This is a genomic window from Streptomyces yatensis (genome assembly GCF_018069625.1).
In the GTDB taxonomy this organism is placed as follows: Bacteria; Actinomycetota; Actinomycetes; order Streptomycetales; family Streptomycetaceae; genus Streptomyces; species Streptomyces yatensis.
Window position 1 is genome coordinate 1858370 of the sequence record NZ_CP072941.1, and the last position, 23141, is coordinate 1881510.

At 72.6% G+C, this 23141-nt stretch carries 24 protein-coding genes and 3 pseudogenes; 9 read left to right on the forward strand and 18 right to left on the reverse strand.

Annotation, left to right across the window (positions count from 1 at the left end; translation table 11 throughout):
* Window position 1 precedes the first annotated feature (1 nt).
* From J8403_RS07125 to J8403_RS07135, 3 genes are read left to right on the forward strand one after another with little or no spacing between them, the layout of a single operon-like run.
* Window positions 2-1060, forward strand: coding sequence for an ABC transporter ATP-binding protein (locus J8403_RS07125; protein WP_211122401.1), 1059 nt, complete (start codon window positions 2-4; stop codon window positions 1058-1060).
* Window positions 1057-2067, forward strand: a complete 1011-nt coding sequence (locus J8403_RS07130; protein WP_211122402.1) for an ABC transporter ATP-binding protein — start codon at window positions 1057-1059, stop codon at window positions 2065-2067. Before J8403_RS07125 ends, J8403_RS07130 begins: the two co-directional genes overlap by 4 nt.
* Before the next feature lie 29 nt (window positions 2068-2096).
* On the forward strand, window positions 2097-3566 hold the full coding sequence (locus J8403_RS07135) for an aldehyde dehydrogenase family protein (protein WP_211122403.1): 1470 nt from the start codon (window positions 2097-2099) through the stop codon (window positions 3564-3566).
* A 17-nt stretch (window positions 3567-3583) separates the two neighbouring features.
* Here J8403_RS07135 and J8403_RS07140 read toward each other — a convergent pair whose 3' ends face one another.
* Both J8403_RS07140 and J8403_RS07145 read right to left on the reverse strand, forming a co-directional pair.
* Complete coding sequence (locus J8403_RS07140) at window positions 3584-3943, reverse strand: ArsR/SmtB family transcription factor (protein WP_211122404.1); 360 nt, start codon at window positions 3941-3943, stop codon at window positions 3584-3586.
* A gap of 187 nt (window positions 3944-4130) precedes the next feature.
* Window positions 4131-4817: a class I SAM-dependent methyltransferase gene (locus J8403_RS07145; protein ID WP_211122405.1), complete on the reverse strand. Its 687-nt coding sequence runs from the start codon at window positions 4815-4817 to the stop codon at window positions 4131-4133.
* A 94-nt stretch (window positions 4818-4911) separates the two neighbouring features.
* Between J8403_RS07145 and J8403_RS07150 the strand changes: the two genes are divergently transcribed.
* The 4 genes from J8403_RS07150 (at window position 4912) to J8403_RS07165 (ending at window position 8370) form a co-directional block, all read left to right on the forward strand.
* Window positions 4912-5559 (forward strand): TetR/AcrR family transcriptional regulator, encoded by a 648-nt coding sequence (locus J8403_RS07150; RefSeq protein WP_211122406.1) that lies wholly within the window; start codon window positions 4912-4914, stop codon window positions 5557-5559.
* A 93-nt stretch (window positions 5560-5652) separates the two neighbouring features.
* Window positions 5653-6054, forward strand: coding sequence for a hypothetical protein (locus tag J8403_RS07155; protein ID WP_211122407.1), 402 nt, complete (start codon window positions 5653-5655; stop codon window positions 6052-6054).
* A gap of 164 nt (window positions 6055-6218) precedes the next feature.
* Window positions 6219-6830 carry a carbonic anhydrase gene (locus tag J8403_RS07160; protein WP_211122408.1) on the forward strand — a complete coding sequence of 204 codons (612 nt, stop codon included), beginning with the start codon at window positions 6219-6221 and terminating at the stop codon, window positions 6828-6830.
* A 67-nt stretch (window positions 6831-6897) separates the two neighbouring features.
* Window positions 6898-8370, forward strand: a complete 1473-nt coding sequence (locus J8403_RS07165; RefSeq protein WP_211122409.1) for a SulP family inorganic anion transporter — start codon at window positions 6898-6900, stop codon at window positions 8368-8370.
* 215 nt (window positions 8371-8585) lie between these two features.
* Here J8403_RS07165 and J8403_RS07170 read toward each other — a convergent pair.
* The 3 genes and pseudogenes from J8403_RS07170 to J8403_RS07180 all read right to left on the reverse strand — a co-directional run.
* Window positions 8586-8726 (reverse strand): annotated as a pseudogene (locus tag J8403_RS07170) (flavin reductase family protein); the annotation flags it as partial.
* Window positions 8727-8888: 162 nt separating this feature from the next.
* A complete protein-coding gene (locus J8403_RS07175) occupies window positions 8889-9332 on the reverse strand; it encodes a hypothetical protein (RefSeq protein ID WP_211122410.1) in 444 nt (147 codons plus the stop codon).
* Between the two features lie 81 nt (window positions 9333-9413).
* Window positions 9414-9605 carry an amidohydrolase family protein gene (locus J8403_RS07180; RefSeq protein ID WP_211122411.1) on the reverse strand — a complete coding sequence of 64 codons (192 nt, stop codon included), beginning with the start codon at window positions 9603-9605 and terminating at the stop codon, window positions 9414-9416.
* A 699-nt stretch (window positions 9606-10304) separates the two neighbouring features.
* On the opposite strand from J8403_RS07180, the gene J8403_RS07185 reads away from it, so the two are divergent.
* Complete coding sequence (locus J8403_RS07185; RefSeq protein ID WP_211122412.1) at window positions 10305-10571, forward strand: hypothetical protein; 267 nt, start codon at window positions 10305-10307, stop codon at window positions 10569-10571.
* A gap of 163 nt (window positions 10572-10734) precedes the next feature.
* Here J8403_RS07185 and J8403_RS43510 read toward each other — a convergent pair.
* The 4 genes and pseudogenes from J8403_RS43510 to J8403_RS44540 all read right to left on the reverse strand — a co-directional run.
* Window positions 10735-10842, reverse strand: a pseudogene (locus J8403_RS43510) (LacI family transcriptional regulator); the annotation flags it as partial.
* A 36-nt stretch (window positions 10843-10878) separates the two neighbouring features.
* Window positions 10879-11727: a sugar phosphate isomerase/epimerase family protein gene (locus tag J8403_RS07190; RefSeq protein ID WP_211122413.1), complete on the reverse strand. Its 849-nt coding sequence runs from the start codon at window positions 11725-11727 to the stop codon at window positions 10879-10881.
* A 358-nt stretch (window positions 11728-12085) separates the two neighbouring features.
* Window positions 12086-12235: a hypothetical protein gene (locus tag J8403_RS07195; RefSeq protein WP_246585741.1), complete on the reverse strand. Its 150-nt coding sequence runs from the start codon at window positions 12233-12235 to the stop codon at window positions 12086-12088.
* Window positions 12232-12652: pseudogene (locus J8403_RS44540) on the reverse strand (aldehyde dehydrogenase family protein). Before J8403_RS44540 ends, J8403_RS07195 begins: the two are co-directional and overlap by 4 nt.
* A 310-nt stretch (window positions 12653-12962) precedes the next feature.
* Between J8403_RS44540 and J8403_RS07205 the strand changes: the two are divergent.
* Window positions 12963-13823 carry a glycosyltransferase family 2 protein gene (locus tag J8403_RS07205; RefSeq protein ID WP_211122414.1) on the forward strand — a complete coding sequence of 287 codons (861 nt, stop codon included), beginning with the start codon at window positions 12963-12965 and terminating at the stop codon, window positions 13821-13823.
* A gap of 196 nt (window positions 13824-14019) precedes the next feature.
* On the opposite strand, the gene J8403_RS07210 is transcribed toward J8403_RS07205, so the two are convergent.
* The 9 genes from J8403_RS07210 to J8403_RS07250 all read right to left on the reverse strand — a co-directional run bounded on the left by J8403_RS07210 (window position 14020) and on the right by J8403_RS07250 (window position 23127).
* Window positions 14020-14841: an SDR family oxidoreductase gene (locus tag J8403_RS07210; RefSeq protein ID WP_211122415.1), complete on the reverse strand. Its 822-nt coding sequence runs from the start codon at window positions 14839-14841 to the stop codon at window positions 14020-14022.
* A complete protein-coding gene (locus J8403_RS07215) occupies window positions 14838-15875 on the reverse strand; it encodes a glycosyltransferase family 9 protein (protein ID WP_211122416.1) in 1038 nt (345 codons plus the stop codon). Before J8403_RS07215 ends, J8403_RS07210 begins: the two co-directional genes overlap by 4 nt.
* Complete coding sequence (gene rfaE2, locus J8403_RS07220; protein WP_211122417.1) at window positions 15872-17305, reverse strand: D-glycero-beta-D-manno-heptose 1-phosphate adenylyltransferase; 1434 nt, start codon at window positions 17303-17305, stop codon at window positions 15872-15874. The genes J8403_RS07215 and rfaE2 overlap by 4 nt, the downstream gene beginning before the upstream one ends.
* A gap of 3 nt (window positions 17306-17308) precedes the next feature.
* Window positions 17309-18046 carry a D-sedoheptulose-7-phosphate isomerase gene (locus tag J8403_RS07225; protein WP_211122418.1) on the reverse strand — a complete coding sequence of 246 codons (738 nt, stop codon included), beginning with the start codon at window positions 18044-18046 and terminating at the stop codon, window positions 17309-17311.
* A gap of 97 nt (window positions 18047-18143) precedes the next feature.
* A complete protein-coding gene (locus J8403_RS07230; RefSeq protein ID WP_211122419.1) occupies window positions 18144-19385 on the reverse strand; it encodes a glycosyltransferase in 1242 nt (413 codons plus the stop codon).
* On the reverse strand, window positions 19382-20347 hold the full coding sequence (locus J8403_RS07235; protein ID WP_211122420.1) for a glycosyltransferase: 966 nt from the start codon (window positions 20345-20347) through the stop codon (window positions 19382-19384). Before J8403_RS07235 ends, J8403_RS07230 begins: the two co-directional genes overlap by 4 nt.
* Window positions 20344-21402: a glycosyltransferase family 9 protein gene (locus tag J8403_RS07240; RefSeq protein WP_211122421.1), complete on the reverse strand. Its 1059-nt coding sequence runs from the start codon at window positions 21400-21402 to the stop codon at window positions 20344-20346. The genes J8403_RS07235 and J8403_RS07240 overlap by 4 nt, the downstream gene beginning before the upstream one ends.
* Window positions 21399-22091 (reverse strand): D-glycero-alpha-D-manno-heptose-1,7-bisphosphate 7-phosphatase, encoded by a 693-nt coding sequence (locus tag J8403_RS07245; RefSeq protein ID WP_211122422.1) that lies wholly within the window; start codon window positions 22089-22091, stop codon window positions 21399-21401. The genes J8403_RS07240 and J8403_RS07245 overlap by 4 nt, the downstream gene beginning before the upstream one ends.
* Window positions 22084-23127, reverse strand: a complete 1044-nt coding sequence (locus J8403_RS07250) for a glycosyltransferase family 2 protein (RefSeq protein WP_211122423.1) — start codon at window positions 23125-23127, stop codon at window positions 22084-22086. The genes J8403_RS07245 and J8403_RS07250 overlap by 8 nt, the downstream gene beginning before the upstream one ends.
* Window positions 23128-23141 lie beyond the last annotated feature (14 nt).

A 23141-nucleotide genomic window follows, 5' to 3' on the forward strand; every position in this document is an offset into this window, starting at 1 on the left:
CATGCGCCTGCCCCACCGTCCACCTCCGGGCCCCGGCACCACCCTCGATACCGCGCTCGACGTCCGGGGCCTGCGGGTGGACTTCTCCGAAGCCGGTACCGCCTCCGCCACCCCCGCCGTCGACGGCCTCGACGTGACCGTCCGGCGTGGCGAAATCGTGGCCCTGGTCGGGGAGTCGGGCTCCGGCAAGACCCTCACGGCGCTCAGCGTCATGGGGCTGCTGCCGCCCGGCGCCAGGATCACCGGAGGCCGGATCACCCTCGGCGACGAGGACCTGACCACCCTGCCGCCGAAACGCATGAACCGTATCCGCGGGCACCGGATGGCGATGCTCTTCCAGCAGCCCAAGGTCATGCTCGACCCCACCTGCACGGTAGGGAGCCAAGTCGCCGAACCCCTGCGCGTGCATGGGGGGCTCAGCCGTCACCAGGCGAAGGCACGGGTCGTGGAACTCCTCCGGGACGTCGGCATCCCCGAGCCCGAACGCCGGGCCTCGGCGTACGCGCACCAGCTCTCCGGTGGCATGGCCCAGCGCGTGATGATCGCGGCCGCACTCGCCGGGGAACCCGGGCTGCTGATCGCGGATGAGCCGACGACCGCGCTCGACGCCACCGTTCAGGCCCAGATCCTGCGACTGCTCTGCCGCAAGCAGCGGGAATCCGGTATGTCCGTGCTGCTCATCACGCATGACCTCACCATCGTCACCTCGATCGCCGATCGCGTCGCCGTTATGTATGCCGGACGTGTGGTGGAGGAGGGCTCGGTGCACGAGGTCTTCGACTCGCCCGAGCACCCGTACACCCGGGCGCTGCTGAAGGCATCACTGCTCCAGTCGGAGGAGGGCAGGCTCTTCTCCATTCCGGGCAGCGCGGTGCAGTCCCGCGGCCTGGACCACGGATGCCGGTTCCACCCCCGATGTCCGCTCGCCCTTGACCTGGGCATCACCGGCCGGTGCTCGGGCGACGAACCGCCCCTGCACACCTGCGGTGGCGAGCACCGCTGCCGCTGCTGGGCCTCCCGGCCCGGCACCGAGCGCGTCAGCGAGGCGGTGGGGATATGAGAACACTCGCGGAAGCGGACCGGGCACCCGACCCCGCAGCGCACCGGCCGCTCGTCGTCGTCGAGGACCTGGTCAAGCACTTCCCCTTGCGGGGCGGGGTGTTCGGGCGCAAACAGCACGTTCACTCCGTGGACCACGTCTCGTTCACCCTTGCACCCGGCGAAGTGCTCGGCTTGGTGGGCGAATCGGGCTGTGGCAAGAGCACGCTGGCCAGGGCCATGCTCGGGCTGACGCCGGTCGACTCCGGGCGCGTGCTGTTCGACGGCGTCGATGTGGCCCGGACCAAGGGCCGTGAGCGCAAGGCCCTGCGCCGCTCGATGCAGCTCGTCTTCCAGGATCCGTTCGCCGCACTGGACCCGCGGATGCGCCTGGGGACGAGCCTCGGCGCGCCACTGGCCCAGCACGGCCTCGGCACGAGGGAGGAGCGTCACCAGCGCATCCTCGAGACGCTCGGCCACGTGGGGCTCGACGCGTCGTTCCTAAAGCGACACCCCGGCGAATGCTCCGGCGGCCAGCTCCAGCGGATCGTCGTGGCACGAGCTCTGCTGCTCCGCCCGCGCCTGCTGATCTGCGACGAACCCACCTCGGCGCTCGATGCCTCGGTCCGCGCCCAGATCCTCAACCTGCTGATCGAGCTGAAGGGCGAGCTGGACCTCACCCTGCTGATGATCTCCCACGACCTGCGCGTCGTCCGCCACATCTGCGACCGGGTGGCGGTGATGTACCTCGGCGAGATCGTCGAAGTGGCCTCCCGCGAGGACCTGTTCGAGCGCCCGGCCCACCCGTACACCCAGGCACTGCTGACCGCCTCACTGCCCGAGGAGTCCGGCGCGGAGGTCGGTTCCGGCCCTCTGCGCGGTGAGCCGCCCAGCCCAGTCAGCCCACCCTCGGGATGCCGCTTCCATCCACGCTGCCCTCAGGCCCGCGACCGGTGCCGCACCGAGGCTCCCACGCTGGGCGCCGGACCTCTGGAGCGGGTCGTCTCGTGCCACTACCCGAACGCCTGACGCACCGTACAGACGAAGAGAGCGAGCCGATGACGACAGTCGAGTCCGCGCCCACCACCCAGCCGATCTGGCGGCCGCCCGCCGGGGCGCTGTGGTCCGGGAAGTGGGCGGACGGTGCGTCCGCCATGCCCGTACGCGACCCGGAGGACGGCAGCCTCCTCGGTCATGTCACCGACACCTGTCCCACCGAGGTCGACCAGGCCGTCACCGATGTGGCCGCTGCCGTCGCCTCCGGGGAGGACTGGCCCGCCTGGCAGCGCCGCGAGGCCCTGGACGCGGCCGCCCGGCTGGTACTGCGCCACCGTGAGCGGCTGACCGAGGTGATCTCCCGGGAGGGTTCCAAGACCATACGCGAGGCGAGCAGCGAGGTGTCCCGCGCCGCGGAGACCCTCAGGCTCTCGGCCCAGCAGACCGCCCACCTCACCGGTGAGACCCTGCCGTTCTCCGACACCCCGCGTGGTGCGGGCCGACTGGGCTGGTACACCCGGGAACCGGTCGGCGTGGTCGCCGCCATCACCCCCTTCAACGACCCGCTCAATCTCGTAGCACACAAGGTGGGCCCCGCGCTGGCCGGCGGGAACGGCGTCGTCCTCAAACCGGCCGAGGCCACACCGCTCACCGCGCTGGCGTTCGCCGAGATCGTGTTGGACGCCGGGGTGCCCGCAGACCGCCTCGCCGTCATCCCCGGAACCGGCGCCGGCGCGGGACGCGCCCTCGTCGGCCATCCTCTCGTCGACCTCGTGTCCTTCACCGGGGGCTTCCGCACCGGCAATGAAGTGGCCCGCGCCGCCGGAGCCAAGAAGACCCTCATGGAACTGGGCGGCAACAACGCCGTGCTGGTGCTGGACGATGCCGCCCGCGAGGCGGCGGCGCAGGCTGTGGTGACGGGGGCGTTCGGGGTGGCGGGGCAGAACTGCCTGTCGGTGCAGCGCGTCTTCGTCGCCTCCCGGATCGCCGACCGCTTCGTCCGGGACGTAGTGACGGCCACCGAGGCACTACGGGTGGGCAGCAAGGCCGACCCCCGTACGGACATCGGCCCGCTCATCAGCGAGCGCGAGGCACGCCGGGTCCGGGAATGGGTACGGGAGGCCCGCGAGGGCGGCGCCGAGGTGCGTACGGGCGGACGGCAGCAGGGGGCGTTCCACTGGCCGACCGTACTCACCGGCGTACCGGCGGACGCGAAGGTGATGACGGAGGAGATCTTCGGCCCGGTGCTGGTGATCGAGCCGTTCGGCACGCTGGAAGAGGCCGTCTCACGTGCCAATGACACCCGCTACGGCCTCCAGACAGGCGTCTTCACCACCGCGCTGGAGACCGCCCTGGACCTCGCGGAACGGCTCCGGGTGGGCGCGGTGATGATCAACGACAGCAGCGACTTCCGCATCGACGCCATGCCCTTCGGCGGGCCCAAGCGGTCGGGCATTGGCCGCGAGGGCGTGCGATACGCCGTGGAAGCCATGACCGAACCGAAGATCATCGCTGTGCGCCGTGGCGCATGACCGGTTCGGGGCCGGTCTCAGTCGTGCGGTGGGGCCCCGGTGACCATGTGATCGGCGTGGTTGACCGCCTCGACGACCAGGCGGCGCAGATGGCCATCATGGAGGGAGTACACCGAACGGCGGCCCTCCTTGCGCACCTGGACCAGCCCGGCCAGCCTCAGCTTGGCCAGATGCTGGCTCACTGCCGGGCGGGCCGCCCCGCTGGCCTCGGTGAGGGTGTTGACATCGGCCTCGCCCCGGGCGAGGGACCACACCAGATGCAGCCGGGTCGGATCGGAGAGCAGCGAGAAGACATTGGCGGCCGTGGAGAACTGCGCCGCGCCGCTGTGATGCGTATGCGACCGGGTCCCGGTCGCGGGCTCATCAGTCACCGGCATCCGCCGGTCCAAGCGGCTCGGGTGAACGGTTCGGGGTCCGAGCGATCCGGGGGCGAACTTTCCGCATCCGATGGATGCATGCGTGCATTCATATGCACATAATGGTACAGAGGCACGCACCGTGTCCAATGTCGCACCCACCCAGGCGCCGAGTCACGGCAGCCTCACCCGCATCTCGGTCCGAGCCTCACCCCGTCACCCCTCCGCGACATCCTCTCCCCGCTTGCCCACCCGGCTTCACCCCTCGCACATAGTGGAGGAAGGGACGCAGGTCACCGGAGTCGAGCTCGCGGAATCCCGCCTCCCGGGCGAAGGGTTCGAGCAGATGGACCGGGTTGTGCCGCATGACCGGCCCGGCCAGGGCCCCGACGAGACGTTGGGCCGACCCTCCGACCGGCGGACGGAAGTCGGCGATGAGCACCCGGCCGCCAGGGCGCAGCACCCGGAACATCTCCTTGATCGCCTGACCACGCTTCTCCTCGGGGAAGTGATGCACCGCCAGACTGGTCACCACCACATCGAAGGCACTCTCCGGTGCATCCAGGTCCTCGGCGAATCCCTCCGTGAACACGCAGCCAGCCTCCCTTGTGTGTTCGCGGGCGTAGCGGATCATCGGCACCGAGGGATCCACACCCAGCACGGACCCTTCCGGCCCCACCGTCCGGGCCATCATGCGGGCCAGATAGCCGGTGCCGCAGCCGACATCGAGCACCCGCTCTCCGGGGCGCGCACCGCTGAGCGCGACGAGCCGCCCGTACAGGCGCCGACGCCGCCCGGCGAGGGCTATCGCGGCGAAGACCTCATAAGCGCGCGCATGTCCGATGGCTCCTGGCGCCGCCGCATGTGGCCGCCCATGGAGAAGCCGTCCGAGCACTGACTCCACCTTCTTACTTAGTTGCCACTAAGAAGACTCCCAGTGAGCTTAGTGGTGACTAAGTAGCCGGGCAAGGCCCGACTAGGCTGGGTGTGTGAGCCAGCCCCCGACGCCGTCCACGCCCGCCGCGCCGCGCCGTACGCGCCTGACCGCCGAACAGCGTCGCGAGTCGATCCTGGACGCCGCCACCGAGGTGTTCGCCGACGTGGGCTACCAGCGCGGCAAAGTCTCGGACATCGCCCGGCGCATCGGGGTGAGCGAGCCCGTGATCTTCCAGAACTTCGGGACCAAGGCGTCCCTGTTCTCAGCGGTGCTGGAGCGAGCGGCCCGTCAGATCACCGCGCAGCTTCGAGCCGCCGTCGACGGCGGCCAGTCAGTGCCCGACCTGCTCGCCGCCTGGCTGGCGCCGGATCACGTCGACCGGATGCATGCCCGTGGGTCTGTGGGGGTGCTGTTCGCCGACAACCTCGGACCCGCCACCGCACCCGAAGTCCACGGCGCGGTCCGCACGGCCGTCCAGCAGATCACCGCCGGTCTCGCCGAGCTGCTCCGCCAGGGCCGGCGCACGGGAGACATCCGTGCCGACCTCGACCCCGAGACAGGGGCGTGGTGGCTGATGTCCCTCCTCAACTCGCACCACTTCCGCGCGGCGGTCATGGACAACCGGAGCGCCCTCGAGCCGGGGCTGACCAGGCTCCTCCTGGAGTCCCTGACCCGTCCCGCTCCGGTGCGCGATTCATGACCAGCGTCACACGGCATGCGGAAACCCGAGCTCGCGCAGCGACGTTGACGGGGTACGTAACGGTCTGGACACGGCGGGTGGAGGAGATCCCGGATGGGGCGCAGGGCAGCGGCGATCATCGCGCTGCTCGTATCCGCCTTCCTGCTGCACATGGGCCTGTCACACTCCGGCCCGGCTCCGGCCTTGGCATCGGCCTGCGCGGGCGAACGGTCCTCGGAGCGAGCCGAGTCGAAGACCCGGGATTCCGAGTCGTGTCGCCAGACGCTGTCGACGAACGTTCCGTCCGGCCATCACGGTGACACCTCGGATCCGGCCGGGCTACCGACACGTCAGCAGATCACCGTTCCGCTCGTCGAAGGGCCGGATCAAGGCGTCGTGGCCGACGCCGATACCTCAGTCGCCGGGGCCGCACACGCACTGACAGCCAGAGACAGATGGGCTCCGAGCGCGGGAGAAGCCCCCACCTCCATCGCCCTTCAGGTCTTCCGCTGCTGATCGGCAGCGCGTCCCGCGGACCCGATACGCATCCACATCCCTCTGTCACCCGATGTGCCGCAGGGCCATGAAGCCCTGCCCACACACCGGTTGGCGAGCCCACCGGGTCCCGTCGCGCGCCTGACGACTCTGTTTCCCACCGACTTCCAGAGCCGAGGCCGATCATGCAGTCAATCATCGACCATGCCCGCAGCTTCCCCGAGAAGATCGCCGCGCAGCGCGAGGAGTTCGCCAAGCTGGCGCGCGGCCAGCGTCCTCAGGCGCTGTTCATCGCCTGCTCCGACTCCCGGGTCATGCCCTCCCTGATCACCGGAGCCCGGCCCGGTGAAATCTTCGAACTGCGCACCGCGGGCAACATCGTTCCGCGCTACCGCCCGGACACCGTCTGCGGTGTCGCGGGCACCCTCGAATTCGCTCTGACGGCGCTGAACGTGCCCGACATCGTGATCTGCGGACACTCCCACTGCGGGGCCGTGCAGGGTCTGCTCCGCGCAGAGACCGTCCAGTCCATGCCCTTGGTGAGGAGCTGGCTCTCCGGCGCCGGCCGCCGCCCCCACAACCACGACGGACTCCGGCAGACCCACCCATCGGGACCGGACACGGAAACCGCCGTGCAGCGCCACCTGCTGACCCAACTGGACCACCTGCGGACGTACCCGTGCGTCGCCCAGAAGCTCGCAGAGCGGCGGCTACGGCTGCATGCGTGGTTCTACTCCGTCGAAACCGGCCAGGTCCTCGCCCACCACTCCGGTACGCGCGCGTTCCGCCCGCTGTAACCGGGCGTTTCCGGCACCCGCACCGCCGCACGCCCGTCCATGTCTTCCCCATCACGGAAAGAAACCCATGCCTTCCCTCACCGCGCCATCCCGGCGCGCCTGGCGCGCGGATTTCACCGCGTCCATCGTGGTCTTTCTCGTCGCCCTGCCCCTGTGCGTGGGCGTCGCCGTCGCCTCCGGAGTACCGGCTGAGCTCGGCCTGATCACCGGTATCGCCGGCGGTCTGGTCACCGGTCTGCTCCCGGGCAGCAGCCTCCAGGTGTCCGGCCCCGCCGCCGGCCTCACCGTCCTGGTCTATGAGGCCGTCGACACCTACGGCATCGGCGCGCTCGGCGTCATCGTCCTGGCCTCGGGGCTCATCCAACTCGCCCTCGGCGCCCTGCGGCTGGGCCGCTGGTTCCGCGCCATCTCGGTGGCCGTCGTCGAAGGAATGCTCGCCGGTATCGGCCTGGTCATCATCGCCGGGCAGCTCTACGCCATGGCCGACACCAAGGCACCGGCCAGCGGCCTGGACAAGATCATCGGGTTGCCGGGGCTGGTCGGCGACCTCACCAAAACGACCGCCTCGCTGTCCGCCTTCGCCGTCGGCGCGGGGACCATCGCGGTAATGGTGCTCTGGACACGTATGCCCGCGAAGGTGCGGACGGTGCCCGGCGCATTGATCGCCGTGGCCCTGGCCACCGCCACCACCGCGCTACTGGATCTGTCCGTGGCGAAGATCGAGGTGCGGGGCCTCCTGGACTCCATCCAGCCGCCCGGTCTCGACGACTTCGGCGCGCTGGCTGAGGTCGGCCTGCTGGGCACCATCGCCGCCTTCACTCTGATCGCCTCCGCGGAGAGCCTGTTCAGCGCAGCCGCGGTGGACCGGCTGCACGACGGGCCGCGCACCGACTACGACAAGGAGCTCATGGCCCAAGGCGCGGGCAACACTATCTGCGGAGCCCTGGGCGCCCTGCCCATGACCGCCGTCATCGTCCGCAGCGCCGCCAACGTCCAAGCGGGCGCGAAAACCAAGGCATCCCGGGTGCTACACGGGCTGTGGCTCCTGCTGTTCGCCGCCCTGCTGCCCGCCGCCCTCGGAATCATCCCCATCGCGGCCCTCGCCGGGGTCCTGGTCCACGCTGGCTTCAAGCTGCTTCCGGTCAGCAAGCTCGGCCCCCTGTGGCGTACACACCGCGGGGAGGCCGTGATCCTCATGGTCACCGCGGTGGCGATCGTGGCGGTGAACATGTTCGAGGGCGTGCTGGTCGGGCTGGTCCTGGCAGTTGTCAAAACCGCCTGGGAGACCTCCCACATCCAGGTCCATGTCACCGACGACGAGAGCGGCCCGGTCCGCGTCCGCATCACCGGCAACGCCACCTTCCTGCGGCTGCCGAAGATGCTCGACACTCTGGAGAACCTGCCGGTCGACCGCCCCGTCGAGCTCGACCTACGGGACCTGCGCCACCTCGACCACGCTTCCAGCGCCGCCCTGAACACATGGAGGGAACGGCACAACGCCCAGAGCCCGGAACCGGTCCGCCTCATCAAGGCGGCCTGACACCTCATGACGTGGACCCGCCGGGTTTGCCCTCCGGCGGGCCCACATCACGGTTGGCTGCTCTCGGATTTTCTGAGATGCGGCCAAGGTCAGCCTCAGTCCATGCCAGCAGCGTTGCTGCGCGGCGAGGACTTATAGCGCCTCGGATCCTAAGAGGGATTGCTCGGTGCCTCTGACCTGGGCTAACGTCCCGCTCACCGACACCGCTTTCCTCAGAACTTCGCAGGGGCGAGGTTCGCGGAGCCATCCCGGCCCACCGTCGACACCCAGGCGATCGGCCGGGGGACGATCACCGAGGTCAGCAGCTTGTAGAAGGGGGTTGGGCCCATGGCCTCGGGCTCGAAGTCGATACGCATACGACCCAGTATCCGGGTCAAGCCACCCGTGACGAAGCTGTGGTCGTCGACCATGGTCAACAAGATGGGCGAGGGGCGAACCCCGTCCTCGTCACTGGCCCACCCTCCCGTCAACGCACGCGCGCAACAGGTCGGCGTGCCCACCGGCCCGGCCCGCGGCAGTCAGACAGCTCGGCGACGTCGGTAGTAGGCGTAGGCAAGGGCAAGCACGATAGGGCCCCACAGCATCACCGGGCTGATGCACACACGTGCCAGGACCATCCACCAGCCGTTGCTGAAGGCGACCTCGTGGAAGTCCAGCAGACCGAACCAGGCAAGGGGCATGGTGTCCCACATCGCGACCAGGCCCAGCCCGCCCAAGGCTGCTGGAATGAGCGCGGCAAGCGGTGCGACCCGCCGACCGCCGACCAGCGGCACCCAGTCCGGGACCTTCTCGCCCCACCCGCTGACCAGGCCGGTACAGAGCAGTGCCAGTGCCTCGGTGAGCACGCTCAGTCCGAACACGTAGGCCGGGGCCCACCACGGCATGGGCGGTGCCGACGGATCCACCGTTCCCATCGCGAAGTCGAAGGCGAACGGCAGCAGGGAGGCCCGGCACGCCGTCATCGCCCATGAGCATCGACCAGACCAGGCGCGGAGGGCGCGGATCCGCTGTTCCAGGTCGCTGAGTCGCTGATCCCGTGCGGCCTACTCCCGTTCGTGCCTGTGGCCGGCGCTGACAACGGTCCTGACCCGCTGCGAAGCATCGAGATCCTTGAGCGGATCACCGCCGACAAGGACGAGATCGGCCCGGAAACCCGGGGCGACACGTCCTGTCACCTCGCCGAGCCCCAGCGCTTCGGCGGCCCGGCGGGTGGCCCCCACGCGGGAGCACGGCATGGCACCACAGAAGCGATCGGGCTCCAGGACGGGAACACTGACTCGCGGTCAGGGTTCCCGACTTCGCCCTGCGGGTGGCATCGTCCGCGGTCAGCTACTGAAAATCGTCCGCGAGCGCATTCCGCTGACTCAGAGCCGACTGGCCGAAGGGCTCGGCATCGGCACAACGACCGTGCAGGGCTGGGAAATCAGGCCGTCGTGCCCTGGCGGCCGTCTCTTCGTCCCCTCGGCGGCGAGGTCCCACGCCTGACTCACCACTATCGAGCGGGGCATGGGAGAAGACGCCGGCGAGGAACTCCAGCGGGACCTACGGCGCGAGCTGACCTACAGCGAAATGCAGCCGGTGGTGCGTACGAAACCTTCGGCGAGACCAGCTTGTTCGTGAACGGCCGTGAGACGCCCCTTACTTGGCCGCGCACTGCCTGGGCGGGAGGGGTCCCGGTGGGGGCGGGTTTCCATGGGACCATGATGCCTGGAACGTCATCCACCGCCGCCCTCGCCGTTGTTGCCGCTGTCGTGTTCGCCGCTCTCACGTCGTGTTCCCCGGGTACCTCGGACGGGTCCCCCGCCGAGGGCCGGCCCAGCGGGTCCGGCTCTGGGTCGCCGCCGACTCCCACGGAGTCGGCCACGCCGTCGCCCTCGCCAACCGGGCCGTGCGCTGACGGGACGTGCGAGATCGAGGTCGCCGCGGGAGACGTCGTGACAGTGCCGGCGACGTACGGCCTCGGGCGGATCAAGGTGACGGCGATCACTGGCGGCGAGGTCGAGATGGTCGCGCAGCTGACAGGTTCGGGCTTCAGCGTTTCGGGCTGTTCCGGTGGCGGCGGCGTGTCGTCGGAGGGCGGAGGCGGCGTCGGACTGAGCTGCGGTGAGGGACCCGCCGCGACCATCAACGACGCCATGAGCCTGGAGGTCGTCAAGATCCACGGCACCGCCGCCGTCCTCCGTATCAAACCCGCCGGATGACGTACGGCCCGACCCTTGGGACAGGGCTCCTCGCGTCTGGGAGTTCTTGCCGGAGGTGGCGACGCTCCGATCGCGAGTGGGCACCAGGTTCGTGGGCTGTGTCCGCGTCGTGTGTAGTGACTGGCGCGGGCCTGGTGCCGACGTCGGCGGCGCCATGTCGACCCGCGAGGCGTGCGGTGGTGGGCAGGTCGGTGACCAGGGTGATGACGGGAATGCCGGCCGCGACCAGCCGACCGACGGCGGCCCCGACGTCGGGCAGGTCCGGAGCCTTCGGTGGAGGGCTGACGAAGAGCGTTGCGGACAGGTGTTACGTCAGCACCGCAGCTGCCGTCCGGTAAGCCACGTCGGCAGCGGTACGCACGGGAAGCGCGCGGTGTGCGTCGGAAAGGATCTCCACTCCCCAAGGGCCCGTCCAGCCGGCGGTACGGAGGCCCGCGACGATGGCGGGGAGGTCGAAGGAGCCCTCGCCGCACAGGCGACGGCGCCGCACGGTGTCCTCGAAGAGGGTGCCCACGACGTCGCTTTCGGCATCGTTGAGCTCCACGCCCACGATGCGGCCCGGGGGCACCTTCGCGAGGTCGGCCGGTGGCGTCCCCGCGCGCTCGGTGTGCCAGACATCGATGATCAGGCCGCCCGCCGGGTGCCCAGCCGCTTCGACGAGTTCGAGTCCGTCGTGCAGGGTCTTGAGGTTGGTCCAGGGCAGGAACTCGATGCCGAGCCGAGCTCCCACACCGTCGGCCTGCGCGGCCAGCGTGGCGAACTCCTCGGCCCACGTCTCCAGTTGCCACGGCCGGTCCTCGACATCCGGGCCGATCTTGAGGTGGCGCGCGCCGAGCGCCTCGGCTGCCCGCAGCAGATCCCGGCGTATCGCGTCCGACGCCGCGCGTCGAGGACCCCGGGCCCACCAGTCCGTCAGCAGCTCCAGCTCCACATGGACCAGTCCGTTGTCCTCGAAGAGCGACCGGATACCCGCGAGCCCGTACTCGCGCTCGGCCCGCACCAGGTCCGCATGGAGCAGTCCAAAGCCCCGAAACCCCGCGGCACCCGCCGCCTCCGCTCGCTCGCGCAGCGTCAGCGAGCTACGCCCGTCGCCTCGCCCGGGTGCGGCATCCCCCGCGGTGGTCCAGCACGTAGCCAACAAGTCTTCACTCGTCACGGTCGTTCATCTCCGTTGCCTCGCTCTTGTTCGTGGACCCGGTTGTCGGGCTGCCGGCCGGGGGCGCGGTGCGGCGATGTCAGGGCGTTGACGGGCCGAGTCGTCACCGCGTCCCCGGGTTCATGTGCCGACGGGATGCCCCGCGGCGTCGTCTCACGTTCAGCGCACCCAGCACGTCAGGCCCGGTCAGCGGCCGGGTTCTCTCAAATCCTGAGCACCCGATACCCCTCGGTCAATCCGCAGGAAGCCATCAAAAACCCATCACCACGTGCCGGGTGAATGAGCGGCCCGGAGCCCAGGGACCGGGGACGGCTGGTGTGGCCATCGTCCCCGGGCCCCGGACGGACAAGAGGCGCGGTTACCCGCGGTCGCGCAGCACTGAGCGCAGGTATTCGGCGCTGGCCCACACATCTTCGGCCGGCCCCTTGCCACCCGGTTCGTCGGTGAGGATGGTGTCCTGTTCCAGGACGTACCAGCCCTCGTAGCCGCGGGCGCTGAGGTGTTTCACGATGCCCTCGACGTCGACGTCCCGGCATCGATCTCCAGAACGGCCCGTACCGCGCCGGCGACATCGGAGGTGAACACTCCTGCGCCCAGCCCGTACGCCGTTCCGTTGGCCTGCGCGATGGCGGACTCCCAGTCGGCGGCGGGGCTGACGGCGACGGCAGGCCCGAACAGCTCCTGCTGGCTGAGCGGAGAGCGAGGGTCGACATCCGCCACGACCTCTGGACTCACCACGGCGCCGTCGCGCTCATCCACCGGTCAGGACGCGCGCACCGGCTGCCCCGGCCTGAGCGATGGCCCGCTCCACTCGCTCCGCCTCGGCGGTCGTGATCAGGGAGCCCATCGTCGTCTCGGACGAGGCCGGGTCCCCGATCCGGATGGCGGAGGAGTTCGGACCGCAGAGCGTGCGCATCCACACCATCTCGCCGGGCCCGGTGCGTACCGCGATGTGGGAGAGCCCGCATGGCTACGGCGCCGAGCCGGCCCGCTCCATGGGGGTCGCCCAGCAGAGCAGCTGCTGGTTGTGCCCCCCTGGTCGCACGGGGGCCGGCACGCCGCGTAGCGCCCCCTGGCACGGGTACTCGGACGCCCTGGGTGCTCGGATGCCCCGGGTACTCGGACGCGGGTGCTCGCATGCGCGGGGAGGCCGCGCGGGGAGGAGAACCCATGGTGATGGAATGCGCCGCCGCTCCGCGCGGCCCTCTCCAGCGGTACGGACCCCGGCAGGCGCTGTGACGACGCCAGCCGTCGGTGTCGTCGTCGCCACCCGCAATCGCGCCGGCACCCTCGCCACCGCCCTCGAACACCTCACGGCCCTGCCGGAACGGCCACCCGTCCTGGTGGTGGACAACGGTTCGACCGACCACACCCGCGCCATGGTCGCCGAGCGTTTCCCCGGAGTGGATCTCCTGGCCCATCCCGTCAACCGCGGCGCGTTGGCCCGCAACGATGGCGTACGTGCGCTGACCACCCCTTACATCGCCTTCAGCGACGACGACTCGTGGTGGCGGCACGGCGCGCTGAGTCGGGCGGCCCGTCTCCTCGACGCCCATCCCAGGCTCGGGCTGGTCACGGCACAGGTACGGGTGGGCCCCGAGGAGCGACCCGACCCGCTCAACGCGGTGCTTGCCGCCTCCCCGGTCGGCCGGGCGCCCGACCTGCCGGGACCGGAGGTCTTCGGTTTCCTCGCCTGCGCCGCCGTGGTGCGCCGCAGCGCTTTTCTCGACGCGGGGGGCTTCCATCCCCTGATCTTCTTCGGCGGAGAGGAAACCCTTCTCGCCTATGACCTCACCGCGCGCGGCTGGGGCGTTTCGTACTGCGCGGAGGTGGTGGCCCACCACAACCCGGCCCCGGCGCCCCGTCCTGGCCGCGACGCCGTGATGCGACGCAACGAGCTGATCGGCCACTGGCTGCGGCGCCCCCTCCCCCTCGCCTTCCGGAGCACCGCGCGGCTCCTTGCCGAGGCCGCGTGCGACCCGGAGGCGCGGCTCGCCCTCCAGGGGCTGCTCGCCCGGCTCCCGGCGGCGCTGCGGCAACGCCGCCCGCTGCCGCCGTGGGTGGAGGAGGCCGTCCGGCGGGTGTCCTCGCCCTGAGGCCATGCCCTGGGGCCGTGCCCTGGGGCCGTGCCCTGGGGCCATGCCCTGGGGCCATGCCCTGGGGCCATGCCCTGGGGCCATGCCCTGGGGCCATGCCCTGACGCCATGCCCTGACGCCATGCCCTGGGGCCATGCCCTGACGCCATGCCCTGGGGCCATGCCCTGGGGCCGTGTCCTGAGGAGCCGGCAGGATTCACCCCCGGCGCCAGTCCCCGCTCTCCAGGTGGGACCCGGCCATCGGCCCCATGCGGAGCATGCCACCGTCCACCGCCCAGGAGGCGCCGGTGACATAGCCGGCGTCCGGGCCCGCGAGGAAGGCGATCACGGCGGCGACCTCCCGGGCGTCCCCGGGCCGCCCGAGCGGGATTCCCGGCCGGTCCTGGCCGCGGACGTCCGTGTCCTCCTGGCCGGTCATCGGGGTGGCGATCTCGCCTGGTGCGACCGCGTTGACCCGGATCCCGTGTTCGGCCAGTTCCAGGGCCATCACCTGGGTGAGCAGGCCGAGCCCGCCCTTGGCCGCGCAGTAGGGTGCGGCGCCCACTCGCGGCTGGTGTTCGTGGACGCTGGTGACGTTGACGATCCGGCCGCCCCCGCCCTGGCGAATCATCCGGCGGGCCGCGCGCTGTCCGCACAGGAACGGGCCGACCAGGTCGACGTCGAGGACCTGTTGCACGGTGGTGTGGTCGAGGTCGAGGAAGGGGGTGGCGGTTCCCGTGCCCGCGTTGTTGACGAGGACGTCGAGGCGTCCGAGGGCGTCGGCCAGCCGGTCGATGGCCTCGGCGGCCTCCGGGAGGCCGGTGAGGTCCATCCGCTCGATCACGGCCCGTCGGCCGTGTTCCCGCACCTCGGCCGCCGTCCGTTCGGCCCCTTCGTGGTCGGTGTTCCAGGTGATGCCGATGTCCATGCCGTCGTCGGCGAGCCGCACGGCTGTGGCACGGCCGATGCCGGAGTCCGCGCCGGTGACGACGGCGGCGCGGGCGAGGCGGCCGGAGCCGGTGGTGTCGCTGGGAGTCATCCGGCGGCTCCGGTGGGGGTGGTCGGACGCGGACGGCGGGGCGCGGAGGCGGCCGGACGGGGAAGCCTGCCGACCGCCGCCAGGACATCGGCCACGCTGATGGCGAGCAGTCGTTCGTCGGGGACCCTGCCGTGCGCGTCACCCGGCCGGGGGGTGGCGTCGCTGCCGTACCAGAGCGCCTGGTGCAGATCGCAGCGCGGTGGTCCCCACAGTCGGGGGGCCACCGGTCCGAAGAGGACGACGGAGGGAGTACCCAGGGCGGTCGCCAGATGTGCCAGGCCGGTGTCGCCCACGACCACGGCCCGGGCCCGGGCGACGAGTACGGCGAGGTCGGCGAACGGCACATCGGCGTCGCCGCCGAGCACGGCCGACCGAGGCAGCCCGGCGGCCCGGGCGACCTCATGGGCCAAGGGGGCCTCATCGGCGCCCGCGGTGACGACGACCCGGTGACCGGTCGCGGCGAGGGCCCGTCCCACCGCGGCGAAGCGCTCGGCGGGCCACCGGCGCGCGGCGGCGTCGGCGCCAGGATGCAGGACCACCGCTCCGGGCGCGGGCGAGCCGCTGCCCTCGGGGGCGGTGATCCGCCGGTCCCCCGGGTCGGCCGGGATGCCGTACCACAGGAGCAGCCGGCACCAGCGGACCCACTCGTGTTCGTCGTCGCGCCACAGCGGTCCGGGGACCTGGGGGGTGTCGGGGTGGGCGTAGGCCAGGGTGCGGCCCGGACGCAGGGCGCTCAGCAGACGGTGGCTGGGCGGCCCGTTCCCGTGGAGGTCCACGGCCACCTCCGGTGGCGGTCCGGTCCAGTCGATCCGGTGGGGGACGGCCCGGGCGGGAGCCGAGGTGGGGAGCAACCGGTCGATGGCCCCGGTCGCCGCCGCGGCCTCGGCCAGGCGGCCCGGTGCGGCCAGCAGCAGCTCGTAGCCGGGGTGGGAGCGCCGGAGTGCGCGGAGGGCCGGGACGGCCGTGAGCAGGTCGCCGAGGCCGAGGGCGCGCAGCACCAGCAGGCGGGGGCGGGGGCCCGCGGGGCGCGTCATCGGCGGGTCCGCACCGGGGGCGGGGCCGGGCGGACGGTGGACCCGAGAGCCGCCCGGCGGGCGAGTTCGGTGGTGGACCGGCCGTCGAGATACGGCAGGACGAGGGCCTGTCCACCCCATTCGCGCAGCACGGCGGCCTCGGGCAAGGTGTCGGCACTGTAGTCGCCGCCCTTGACCCAGACGTCCGGGCGCAGTCTGCGCAGCAGCGGCTCCGGGGTGTCCTCGTCGAAGACGGCGACGGCGTCGACGCAGCCCAGTCCGGACAGCACCCGGACCCGGTCCGCGACCGGATTGATCGGCCGGCCGGGGCCCTTCAGACGGGTCACGGAGGCGTCGGAGTTGACGCACACGATCAGGCAGTCTCCGGTGCGGCGGGCGTTCTGGAGCAGTCCGACGTGGCCGGCGTGCAGCAGGTCGAAACAGCCTCCGGCGGCGACGACGGTACCGCCCCGGGCACGGACCGCCCCGGCCAGGTCGTAGGCGTCGTACGGGCGCCTGGGAGCCTCGTCATCGCTGAGGGCCTCCCCCGGCCGGAGACCACCGGCGCCGCCCGACGCCACGAAGGCGGCGGCTTCGGCGACGGCCAGCTGGACCGCCTCCTCCGGCAGCCCTCCGCCCGCCAGCACGCTCGCGGCGGTGGCGGCGAAGCAGTCTCCGGCGCCGCAGGGGTCGCCCTGGGCCCGGCGAACGACCGGAACGTACATGTGGTCGCCGCTGCGCGGGCGGGTGAGGATGGCACCGCGCTCCCCCAGGGTGACGGCGACGGCCGCGGCGCCCCAGAGCTCACCGAGGCGGGTGCCGCGCGCTCCGTGGACGCGGAGGGGTCCCTGATCGTTCCTGGGGCCGCCGTCGGAGCCGAGGAGCAGCCGGGCCTCGGCGGCGTTGGGTGTGGCGAGCCGTACGCCGGGCACGGGCCGCTCACCGCGCGGGTGCGGGTCCCAGACCAGGGGTGCGGTGTGCGCCGCGTCGGCGAGGTGGCGGCGCAGCGCGCCCGCGGTGCCGTGGCCGTAATCGGCGACCAGGACGGCTCCGGCGTTCCGTAGGGCGGCGACGGTGGCCCTTCCAGGGCTTCCCGGCGTTCCGCCCCCTCGGTCGACGCGGACCAGGGGGCGGCCTCCGGCGCGGATCCTGGTCTTGACCGGGAGGGCGCCGTCCAGGGGCAGCTCGACCACGGTGACCAGGGAGCGCAGGGTTTCGCGGACGACCCGGCTCGCGGCGTCGTCGCCCAGCGCGGTGACGAGGACGACCTCGCGCCCGCCGCGGGCGGCGAGCAGAGCGGCGAGTCCGGCGCCGCCGGGGCGGCTGCGGTCCACGGTGACGTCGACGACGGGGGCCGGGGCGTCGGGGGCCAGGCGGGTGGCTTCGCCGTCGACGTCCTGGTCCAGCAGGGTGTCACCGACCACGACCAGGGGTCGCTGCGCGGCGCTCATGGGTCACCTCCGGTCGGTCGCACGGCTGGGGCGAGGGGCGAGGGATTCGGCGCGCGTGAGGTCGTAGCGCCGTGTGGTCACGGGGTCGGCGATGTCCGTGGCGAGGGACTCGTGGTCGAGGGACTCGTGGTCGAGGGTCTCGTGGTCGAGGGTCTCGTGCTCGTGGTCGAGGGTCTCGTGGTCGAAGGTCTCGCACAGCAGATGGAGGGCCACCAGGTGGGCCTCCTGGACGGTCGCCGTGGTGCCGGAGGCGATGGACAGCGTGTCGTGGGCGCGGAGGGTCAACGGGTTGGGGCGGGGACCGGTCATGGCCCAGACCCGCAGCCCGGCGGCGCGCCCGGTGTCGGCGGCGGCCAGCAGGTTGGGGCTGCGTCCGGAGGTGGACATCAGGACCAGCACATCGCCGGGTCTGCCGTGCGCGGCGACCTGCCGGGCGTACAGCTCCTCGAAGCCGTAGTCGTTGCCGATGGCGGTGAGGCTGGAGGTGTCGGTGTGCAGGGCGATGGCCGAGTAGGCGGGGCGTTCGCGGCGGTAGCGGCCGACGAGTTCGGCGGTCAGGTGCTGGGCCTGGGCGGCACTGCCCCCGTTGCCCGCGGCGATGAGCCGGCCGCCGACAGGGAGGGTGGCGGCCAGGTGGCGGCCCCACGCGGTGATCTGTTCCAGGCCGTTGTCGCGCAGGTGCGCCACGGCGTCCTGGAGCGACTGACAGTGTGCCTGGGCGGCGCGCAGCGTGTCGGTCATGGCTGTCCGGGCCGGTAGATCGCCGGTGGCGGGTTCGGCCCGCACCTCCTTCCCGTTGAGCGGGGCGGCCACCCGCGGGTCGCCGCCGTCGGGGCGGTCAGGCCGCCCTGGGCGGTCCGGCCGTGGCCAGCAGATCGCGGTAGGCGCTTTCGGTGGCGGCGGCGACCCTGTCCCAGCTGTAGTGGGCCAGGACGCGCCGTCGGCCGGCTCGGCCGCAGGCGGCGGCCACCCCGGGGGCGGCGAGGAGCCCGGCGACCGCCTCGGCCAGAGCTACGGGGTCCCGCGGCGGTACCAGCCGGCCCGTGGCGGGATCGACGACCGTGTCGCGCTGACCGCCCACGGCGGTGGCCACCACGGGAGTTCCGCAGCTCATGGCCTCGAGGGGCACGATGCCAAATGGCTCGTAGTCGGCGGGGCACAGGACGAGATCGGCGGCGCGCAGCAGGGCAGGCACCTGTTCGGGCGGCAGGCCGCCGGTGAATCGGACCCTGTCGGGGACCCCCGCCCGGCGGGCCAGGGCCCTCAGACGGCGTATCTCCGGGTCATGGTCCGCCTGGGCGGGCGGCGGCCCGCCCACGATCAGCAGGACGGCGTCCGGCAGCAGGCGGAGGGCGGCGAGGGAGACGGCCGCCCCTTTCCGGGGCACCAGCCGGCCGATCTGCACCAGCAGGGCCCGGTCCGCGGGCCGGCGCGCGGTGGGCCCGCCGGGGGTGAAGAGCCGTGGGTCCACGCCGCAGGGTACGACCGTGATCCGGTCCGGGCTCAGGCCCATGACGGCCAGTTCGGCGACTTCGTCGCGGCAGGTGGCGATGACGCGGTCACAGCCCTCGCCGACCTTCGTCTCCCACGCGACGCGGTCCGGTGGGCTGGTGTCCGCGTCCTTCTGATGGCGCCTCTTGACGGTCCCGAGCGCGTGGTAGGTGTGCGCGAGCCGCAGTCCGAGGGCACGGGCGGCCTGCAGCGATGCCACGCCGGACATCCAGAAGTGGGAGTGGACGACGTCGGGCGGGGCGATCCGCCACTCGTGTTCCAGGTGGTTTCCGAAGTCGGGCATGTACGGCAGCAGGTCGTCCTTCGACAGAGCCCGGGCCGGACCCGCGGGCACATGCCGCACCTCGACGCCCGCGCGCATCGGCACCGTGGCCGGCAGGTCCGGCGCGTCGCGGCGGGTGTAGACCCGGACCCGGTGGCCGCGGTCGGCGAGGGCCCCGGCGAGGCGGGCGACGTGCACGTTCTGGCCCCCGGCGTCCACTCCGCCGAGCGCGGCGAGTGGGCTCGCGTGCTCCGAGACGAGCGCGATGTCCAGTGCCGCGCGGGGGCGGTCGTACTGCGGTGTCATCGGGTCACCTCCGCTATCAGCCGCTCCCAGTCGTCGAGGAAACGCTTGAGTCCGTACCGGTCGAGAGCGGCCCGGCGGGCCCGTGCCCCGTCCTCGGCCGCGGCGTCCGGGTCGTGCAGGTAGGTACGCGCCGCGTGAGCGAGGACCTCGGGGCGGGTGGAGAGCACTCCCGCGCCGTCCGGTACGGCCTCGACCACCTCGGTGGTGGCCAGGGCCACGACGGGCATGCCCAGGTGCATGGCCTCCAGCAGGGACAGCCCGAGCGAGGTCCAGCGCACGGGGTGCAGATACAGACGGCGGCGTGCCATGGCGGCGTGCAACTCGGCCTGGGGCAGCTCCCAGGTGCGGCAGAGACCGCCGGGCAGGGCGAGGTGGCGGGCGAGTCCTCGGGTGGCCATGCCGAAGACGTCGAGCGGAGCGGCCCGGCTGAGTGCGGGCAGCAGGTCGGTGCCGGTGTGGCGGCCCCGCCGTATCGGTTCGTTGACCACGACGACGGCGCGTTCGTACTCCCCCGTGTAGCGGTGTCCGGGGTCCATGACGCCGTGCTCGACGACGGCGGTGGGGGCGCGTCCGTTGTCCCAGAAGAGCCGGTTGAAGTGGGTGACGTGGACCAGGATGAGGTCGTCGCGGTCAGCGCACGGGTGGCGGGTGCCGGGAACGTCTCCGTCCGGGGCGTTGTGCTCGACGTAGACGGCGGGCACCTCGCGTCCGGGGCGGCGGCCTCCGAGCCAGCGGCGGGCGAGCCCGGGCTCGTGGGGCCGCTGGAGGACGACCAGGTCCACCGGGGTCTGGGTCAGCTCTTCCGGAGTGACCTCGGTGACCGACTCGGGCCACGGGAAGGTCCGCGCCCGGCCGCGGCCGTCGGGACCGCGGCCGGGGAGGACGGGCACCAGATAGCGGTGGGGGCCTTGTACGAAGGCCGTGGTCCATGAGCCGTGCACATGCCACAGAAGGATGTTCATGCCGTCGCCTCCAGGGGTCGGTCGTCGGCCCGGCCAGTGGCGATCAGCGCGTCCACGGCGGCGAGGACCTCGGCGTCGGTCACGGAGTCCAGGCAGGGGTGGCCCGCCACGGGACAGACGCGGGCGCGGCTGCCCGCGCAGAGTGCGTCCTGACGCCCCAGCAGCCGGTGGGCAACGCGGTAGGGGGCCCAGCGTTCGGCGGGCACCACGGGTGCGAAGAGGCAGACGACCGGGGTGCCCACGGCGCTCGCCAGATGGCACGGGCCGGTGTTACCGGTGACCACCGCGTCGGCGCCCGCGAGGACCCCGGCGAGTTCGCCGAATTCCGTCCGCCCGCCGAGGTCCAGGGCGGTTCCGTCGGCGACGTGCGCCGTCAGTTCCTTCTCCGCCGGCCCGCCGGTGACCACCACCCGGTGGCCGGCCGCCCCCAAGGCGGCCACCGCCCGCGCGGCGCGGGCCGGACTCCAGGCGCGGGCGGGAACGGCGGCGCCGGGGTGGACGACCACATAGGGATCGGTCCCGGTGAGCGGGGCGGTGTCGGGAAGGGAGGTCACGCCCAGCCGCCCCGTGTCGCCGGGCGGCAGGGCGAACCCGGCCGCCTCGGCCAGCTCCAGCGCGGCGCGCGCCTCGTGGCGGTGCGCCGCGCGCCGGTGCCGCAGGTCCAGCAGGGTGCCCGGATAGTGCTCGCTGTCCGCCGCGACCCAGGGGATCTGGGCCAGCTTCAGCAACAGGGCGGCCGGGAGGGGACTTTGATGGTGGGACGTGAGGATCAGGGCGCGGTCGAAACGTCGGGCGGCCAGCGAAGCGATCAGGGCTTCGGTGGTCTCACGCCGTACCGGCGGGGCGTCGAAGCCCACCCATGGCGCATCGTGGACCAGCACCTCGTCGACTCCGGGGAGGAGCCGGGCGGCGGGCTCGCCGAGCGGACCACACAGGATCCCGGTGTGGCGGGAGGCGGCGGCGACCGCACGCACGGCCGGCCCGGCCAGTAGGACGTCACCGGCGCTGTCGAGCCGTACGACCAGGGTGCGCGGCCCGGCGCCCGGCGGGTTCAAGGGCCGCCTCCCGGGTCATCGGGGCCGCCGAGCAGCGCCCGTACCGCCGTGAGGAGGTCCGGTGCGGTGTGTTCCGCGGCGGCGGTCTCCCCCGGCCGGGTCACCGGGGTGGGGACGAGCACCCCCGTCGCACCGGCCGCTTCCGCCGCGTCGATGTCCGCGCCGATGTCCCCGAGCACCACGGCCGCGCGCGGATCGACGTCCAGGGCGGCGCAGGCGGCGTGGACGAGCCCCGGGGCGGGTTTGCGGCATCCGCAGCCGTCGTCGGGGCCGTGCGGGCACACCGCCCACACGTCAAGGGGGCCGAGCAGTTCCTCGACGCGCCGCCGCACGGCCTCGACCGCGCCGGGGGTGAGCAGCCCGCGGGCGATACCGGACTGATTGGTGACCACTCCGACCGGTATCCGGCGGGCCCGTACGGCGTCGACGGCGGCGCGGGCGGTGGGCATGAGCCGCACCCGAGCCGGATCGCCGTTGTACGGCAGGTCTTCGACCAGGGTGCCGTCGCGGTCGAAGAGGACCGCCGCGGGGCCCGTGCCACGGGCACGGGTGCGTGAGCCGTGCTGCTCCCCCTGGGTGAGCAGCCACGGCCCTTTGCGCACGGACGACACCTCGGGGGCGTCCACGGTGGACACGGGTCTCGAGTAACCCGGACATATCGTTATCAAACGATGCGAAGTGCTACGCATGGCCCACCGCCCCCGAAGGCGCCGCCGTGCGGTCGAGGCGGGCGGCCGAGCGGTGGCGTATCAGGCCCGCCACCCGGTGTGCGGTGGCCACGGGCGGGATCAGGGCACTGGTCAGGGCCATCGTCACGATCTCGGCCCGGGTGCGCGGCCCCGGCAGAACGCGAGCCAGGGCGAATTCGGCGGTGCCGGCCAGCCACAGCGCCGCACCGCCCGCGGCCGGCCACCGGCTGCCGGTCGCGGCGCCGATCACGGCGGCGGCCCCGGCCGCGGTGATGGCGAGATGGCGGCGCAGACGGCCGCGCGGAGCACCTGCCCGGGCCCACCAGTCGCGCCCGTGGACCCTGGCCATCAGCGCGTCGTCCGCGTTCCCCGCCTGGGTGCGGACCGACACCCAGCGGTCTGCCGGGCGCACGGGATGGGTCGTCCGGCGCGAGCCCGTGGACAGCCCCCACCCGGCCGCCACGATACGCAGCGCGAGGTCGGCGTCCTCGCGGAAGGCGCGGGGGAACCGTTCGTCGAAGCCGCCGACGGCCTCCAGCGCGGCCCGCCGGTACGCCATGTCGGCGGTGATCCAGCGGGCGGTGGCGAGCCCCGCGGTCATGCGCTCCCAGTCCGTGGGCCTGCGGTCGTCCGGCAGCGGTACGACGATCCGGCCCTGGCTGCCCGCGACGCCGGGCCCGGCCGCCGCCAGATCGGCGGCAAGGTCGTCCGCCCAGGTGGGGCCCGGGACGACATCGTCGTCGAGGAAGACGGTCCAGGGTTCCGGGGCGGCAAGCCAGCCGATGTTGCGCGCCGCGGCGGGCCCGGCGGCACACCCGGGCGTGATCTCCACCAGGGGCGCCAGTTCGTCGGGGACCGCGACGGGCAGCGCCGTGCAGTCGTCCAGCGGCCGGTCGTCGACCAGGACGATGCGCCGCGGCGCCGGCCCTTTGGCGTCGGCGAGGGCGCGCAGGGTCACGGCCAGGCTCGGCCGGCCCAGCGTGGGGATGACCACGGCGTACTCGGGTGCGGCGGTCCGCTCTGCCGCTTCCGTCATGGCGGGCTCCTCCC

What these genes read in the sequence shown, in the direction of transcription:
- J8403_RS07130 (WP_211122402.1), top strand. Translation starts at nt 1,057, where the DNA reads ATGAGAACACTCGCGGAAGCGGACCGGGCACCCGACCCCGCAGCGCAC.
- J8403_RS07215 (WP_211122416.1), bottom strand. Translation starts at nt 15,875, where the DNA reads ATGACGCGCCCCGCGGGCCCCCGCCCCCGCCTGCTGGTGCTGCGCGCC.
- J8403_RS07250 (WP_211122423.1), bottom strand. Translation starts at nt 23,127, where the DNA reads ATGACGGAAGCGGCAGAGCGGACCGCCGCACCCGAGTACGCCGTGGTC.
- J8403_RS07225 (WP_211122418.1), bottom strand. Translation starts at nt 18,046, where the DNA reads ATGACCGACACGCTGCGCGCCGCCCAGGCACACTGTCAGTCGCTCCAG.
- J8403_RS07175 (WP_211122410.1), bottom strand. Translation starts at nt 9,332, where the DNA reads ATGACGGCGTGCCGGGCCTCCCTGCTGCCGTTCGCCTTCGACTTCGCG.
- rfaE2 (WP_211122417.1), bottom strand. Translation starts at nt 17,305, where the DNA reads ATGAGCGCCGCGCAGCGACCCCTGGTCGTGGTCGGTGACACCCTGCTG.
- J8403_RS07165 (WP_211122409.1), top strand. Translation starts at nt 6,898, where the DNA reads ATGCCTTCCCTCACCGCGCCATCCCGGCGCGCCTGGCGCGCGGATTTC.
- J8403_RS07125 (WP_211122401.1), top strand. Translation starts at nt 2, where the DNA reads ATGCGCCTGCCCCACCGTCCACCTCCGGGCCCCGGCACCACCCTCGAT.
- J8403_RS07180 (WP_211122411.1), bottom strand. Translation starts at nt 9,605, where the DNA reads ATGCCGTGCTCCCGCGTGGGGGCCACCCGCCGGGCCGCCGAAGCGCTG.
- J8403_RS07160 (WP_211122408.1), top strand. Translation starts at nt 6,219, where the DNA reads ATGCAGTCAATCATCGACCATGCCCGCAGCTTCCCCGAGAAGATCGCC.
- J8403_RS07245 (WP_211122422.1), bottom strand. Translation starts at nt 22,091, where the DNA reads ATGCGTAGCACTTCGCATCGTTTGATAACGATATGTCCGGGTTACTCG.
- J8403_RS07135 (WP_211122403.1), top strand. Translation starts at nt 2,097, where the DNA reads ATGACGACAGTCGAGTCCGCGCCCACCACCCAGCCGATCTGGCGGCCG.
- J8403_RS07155 (WP_211122407.1), top strand. Translation starts at nt 5,653, where the DNA reads ATGGGGCGCAGGGCAGCGGCGATCATCGCGCTGCTCGTATCCGCCTTC.
- J8403_RS07140 (WP_211122404.1), bottom strand. Translation starts at nt 3,943, where the DNA reads ATGCCGGTGACTGATGAGCCCGCGACCGGGACCCGGTCGCATACGCAT.
- J8403_RS07210 (WP_211122415.1), bottom strand. Translation starts at nt 14,841, where the DNA reads ATGACTCCCAGCGACACCACCGGCTCCGGCCGCCTCGCCCGCGCCGCC.
- J8403_RS07235 (WP_211122420.1), bottom strand. Translation starts at nt 20,347, where the DNA reads ATGAACATCCTTCTGTGGCATGTGCACGGCTCATGGACCACGGCCTTC.
- J8403_RS07230 (WP_211122419.1), bottom strand. Translation starts at nt 19,385, where the DNA reads ATGACACCGCAGTACGACCGCCCCCGCGCGGCACTGGACATCGCGCTC.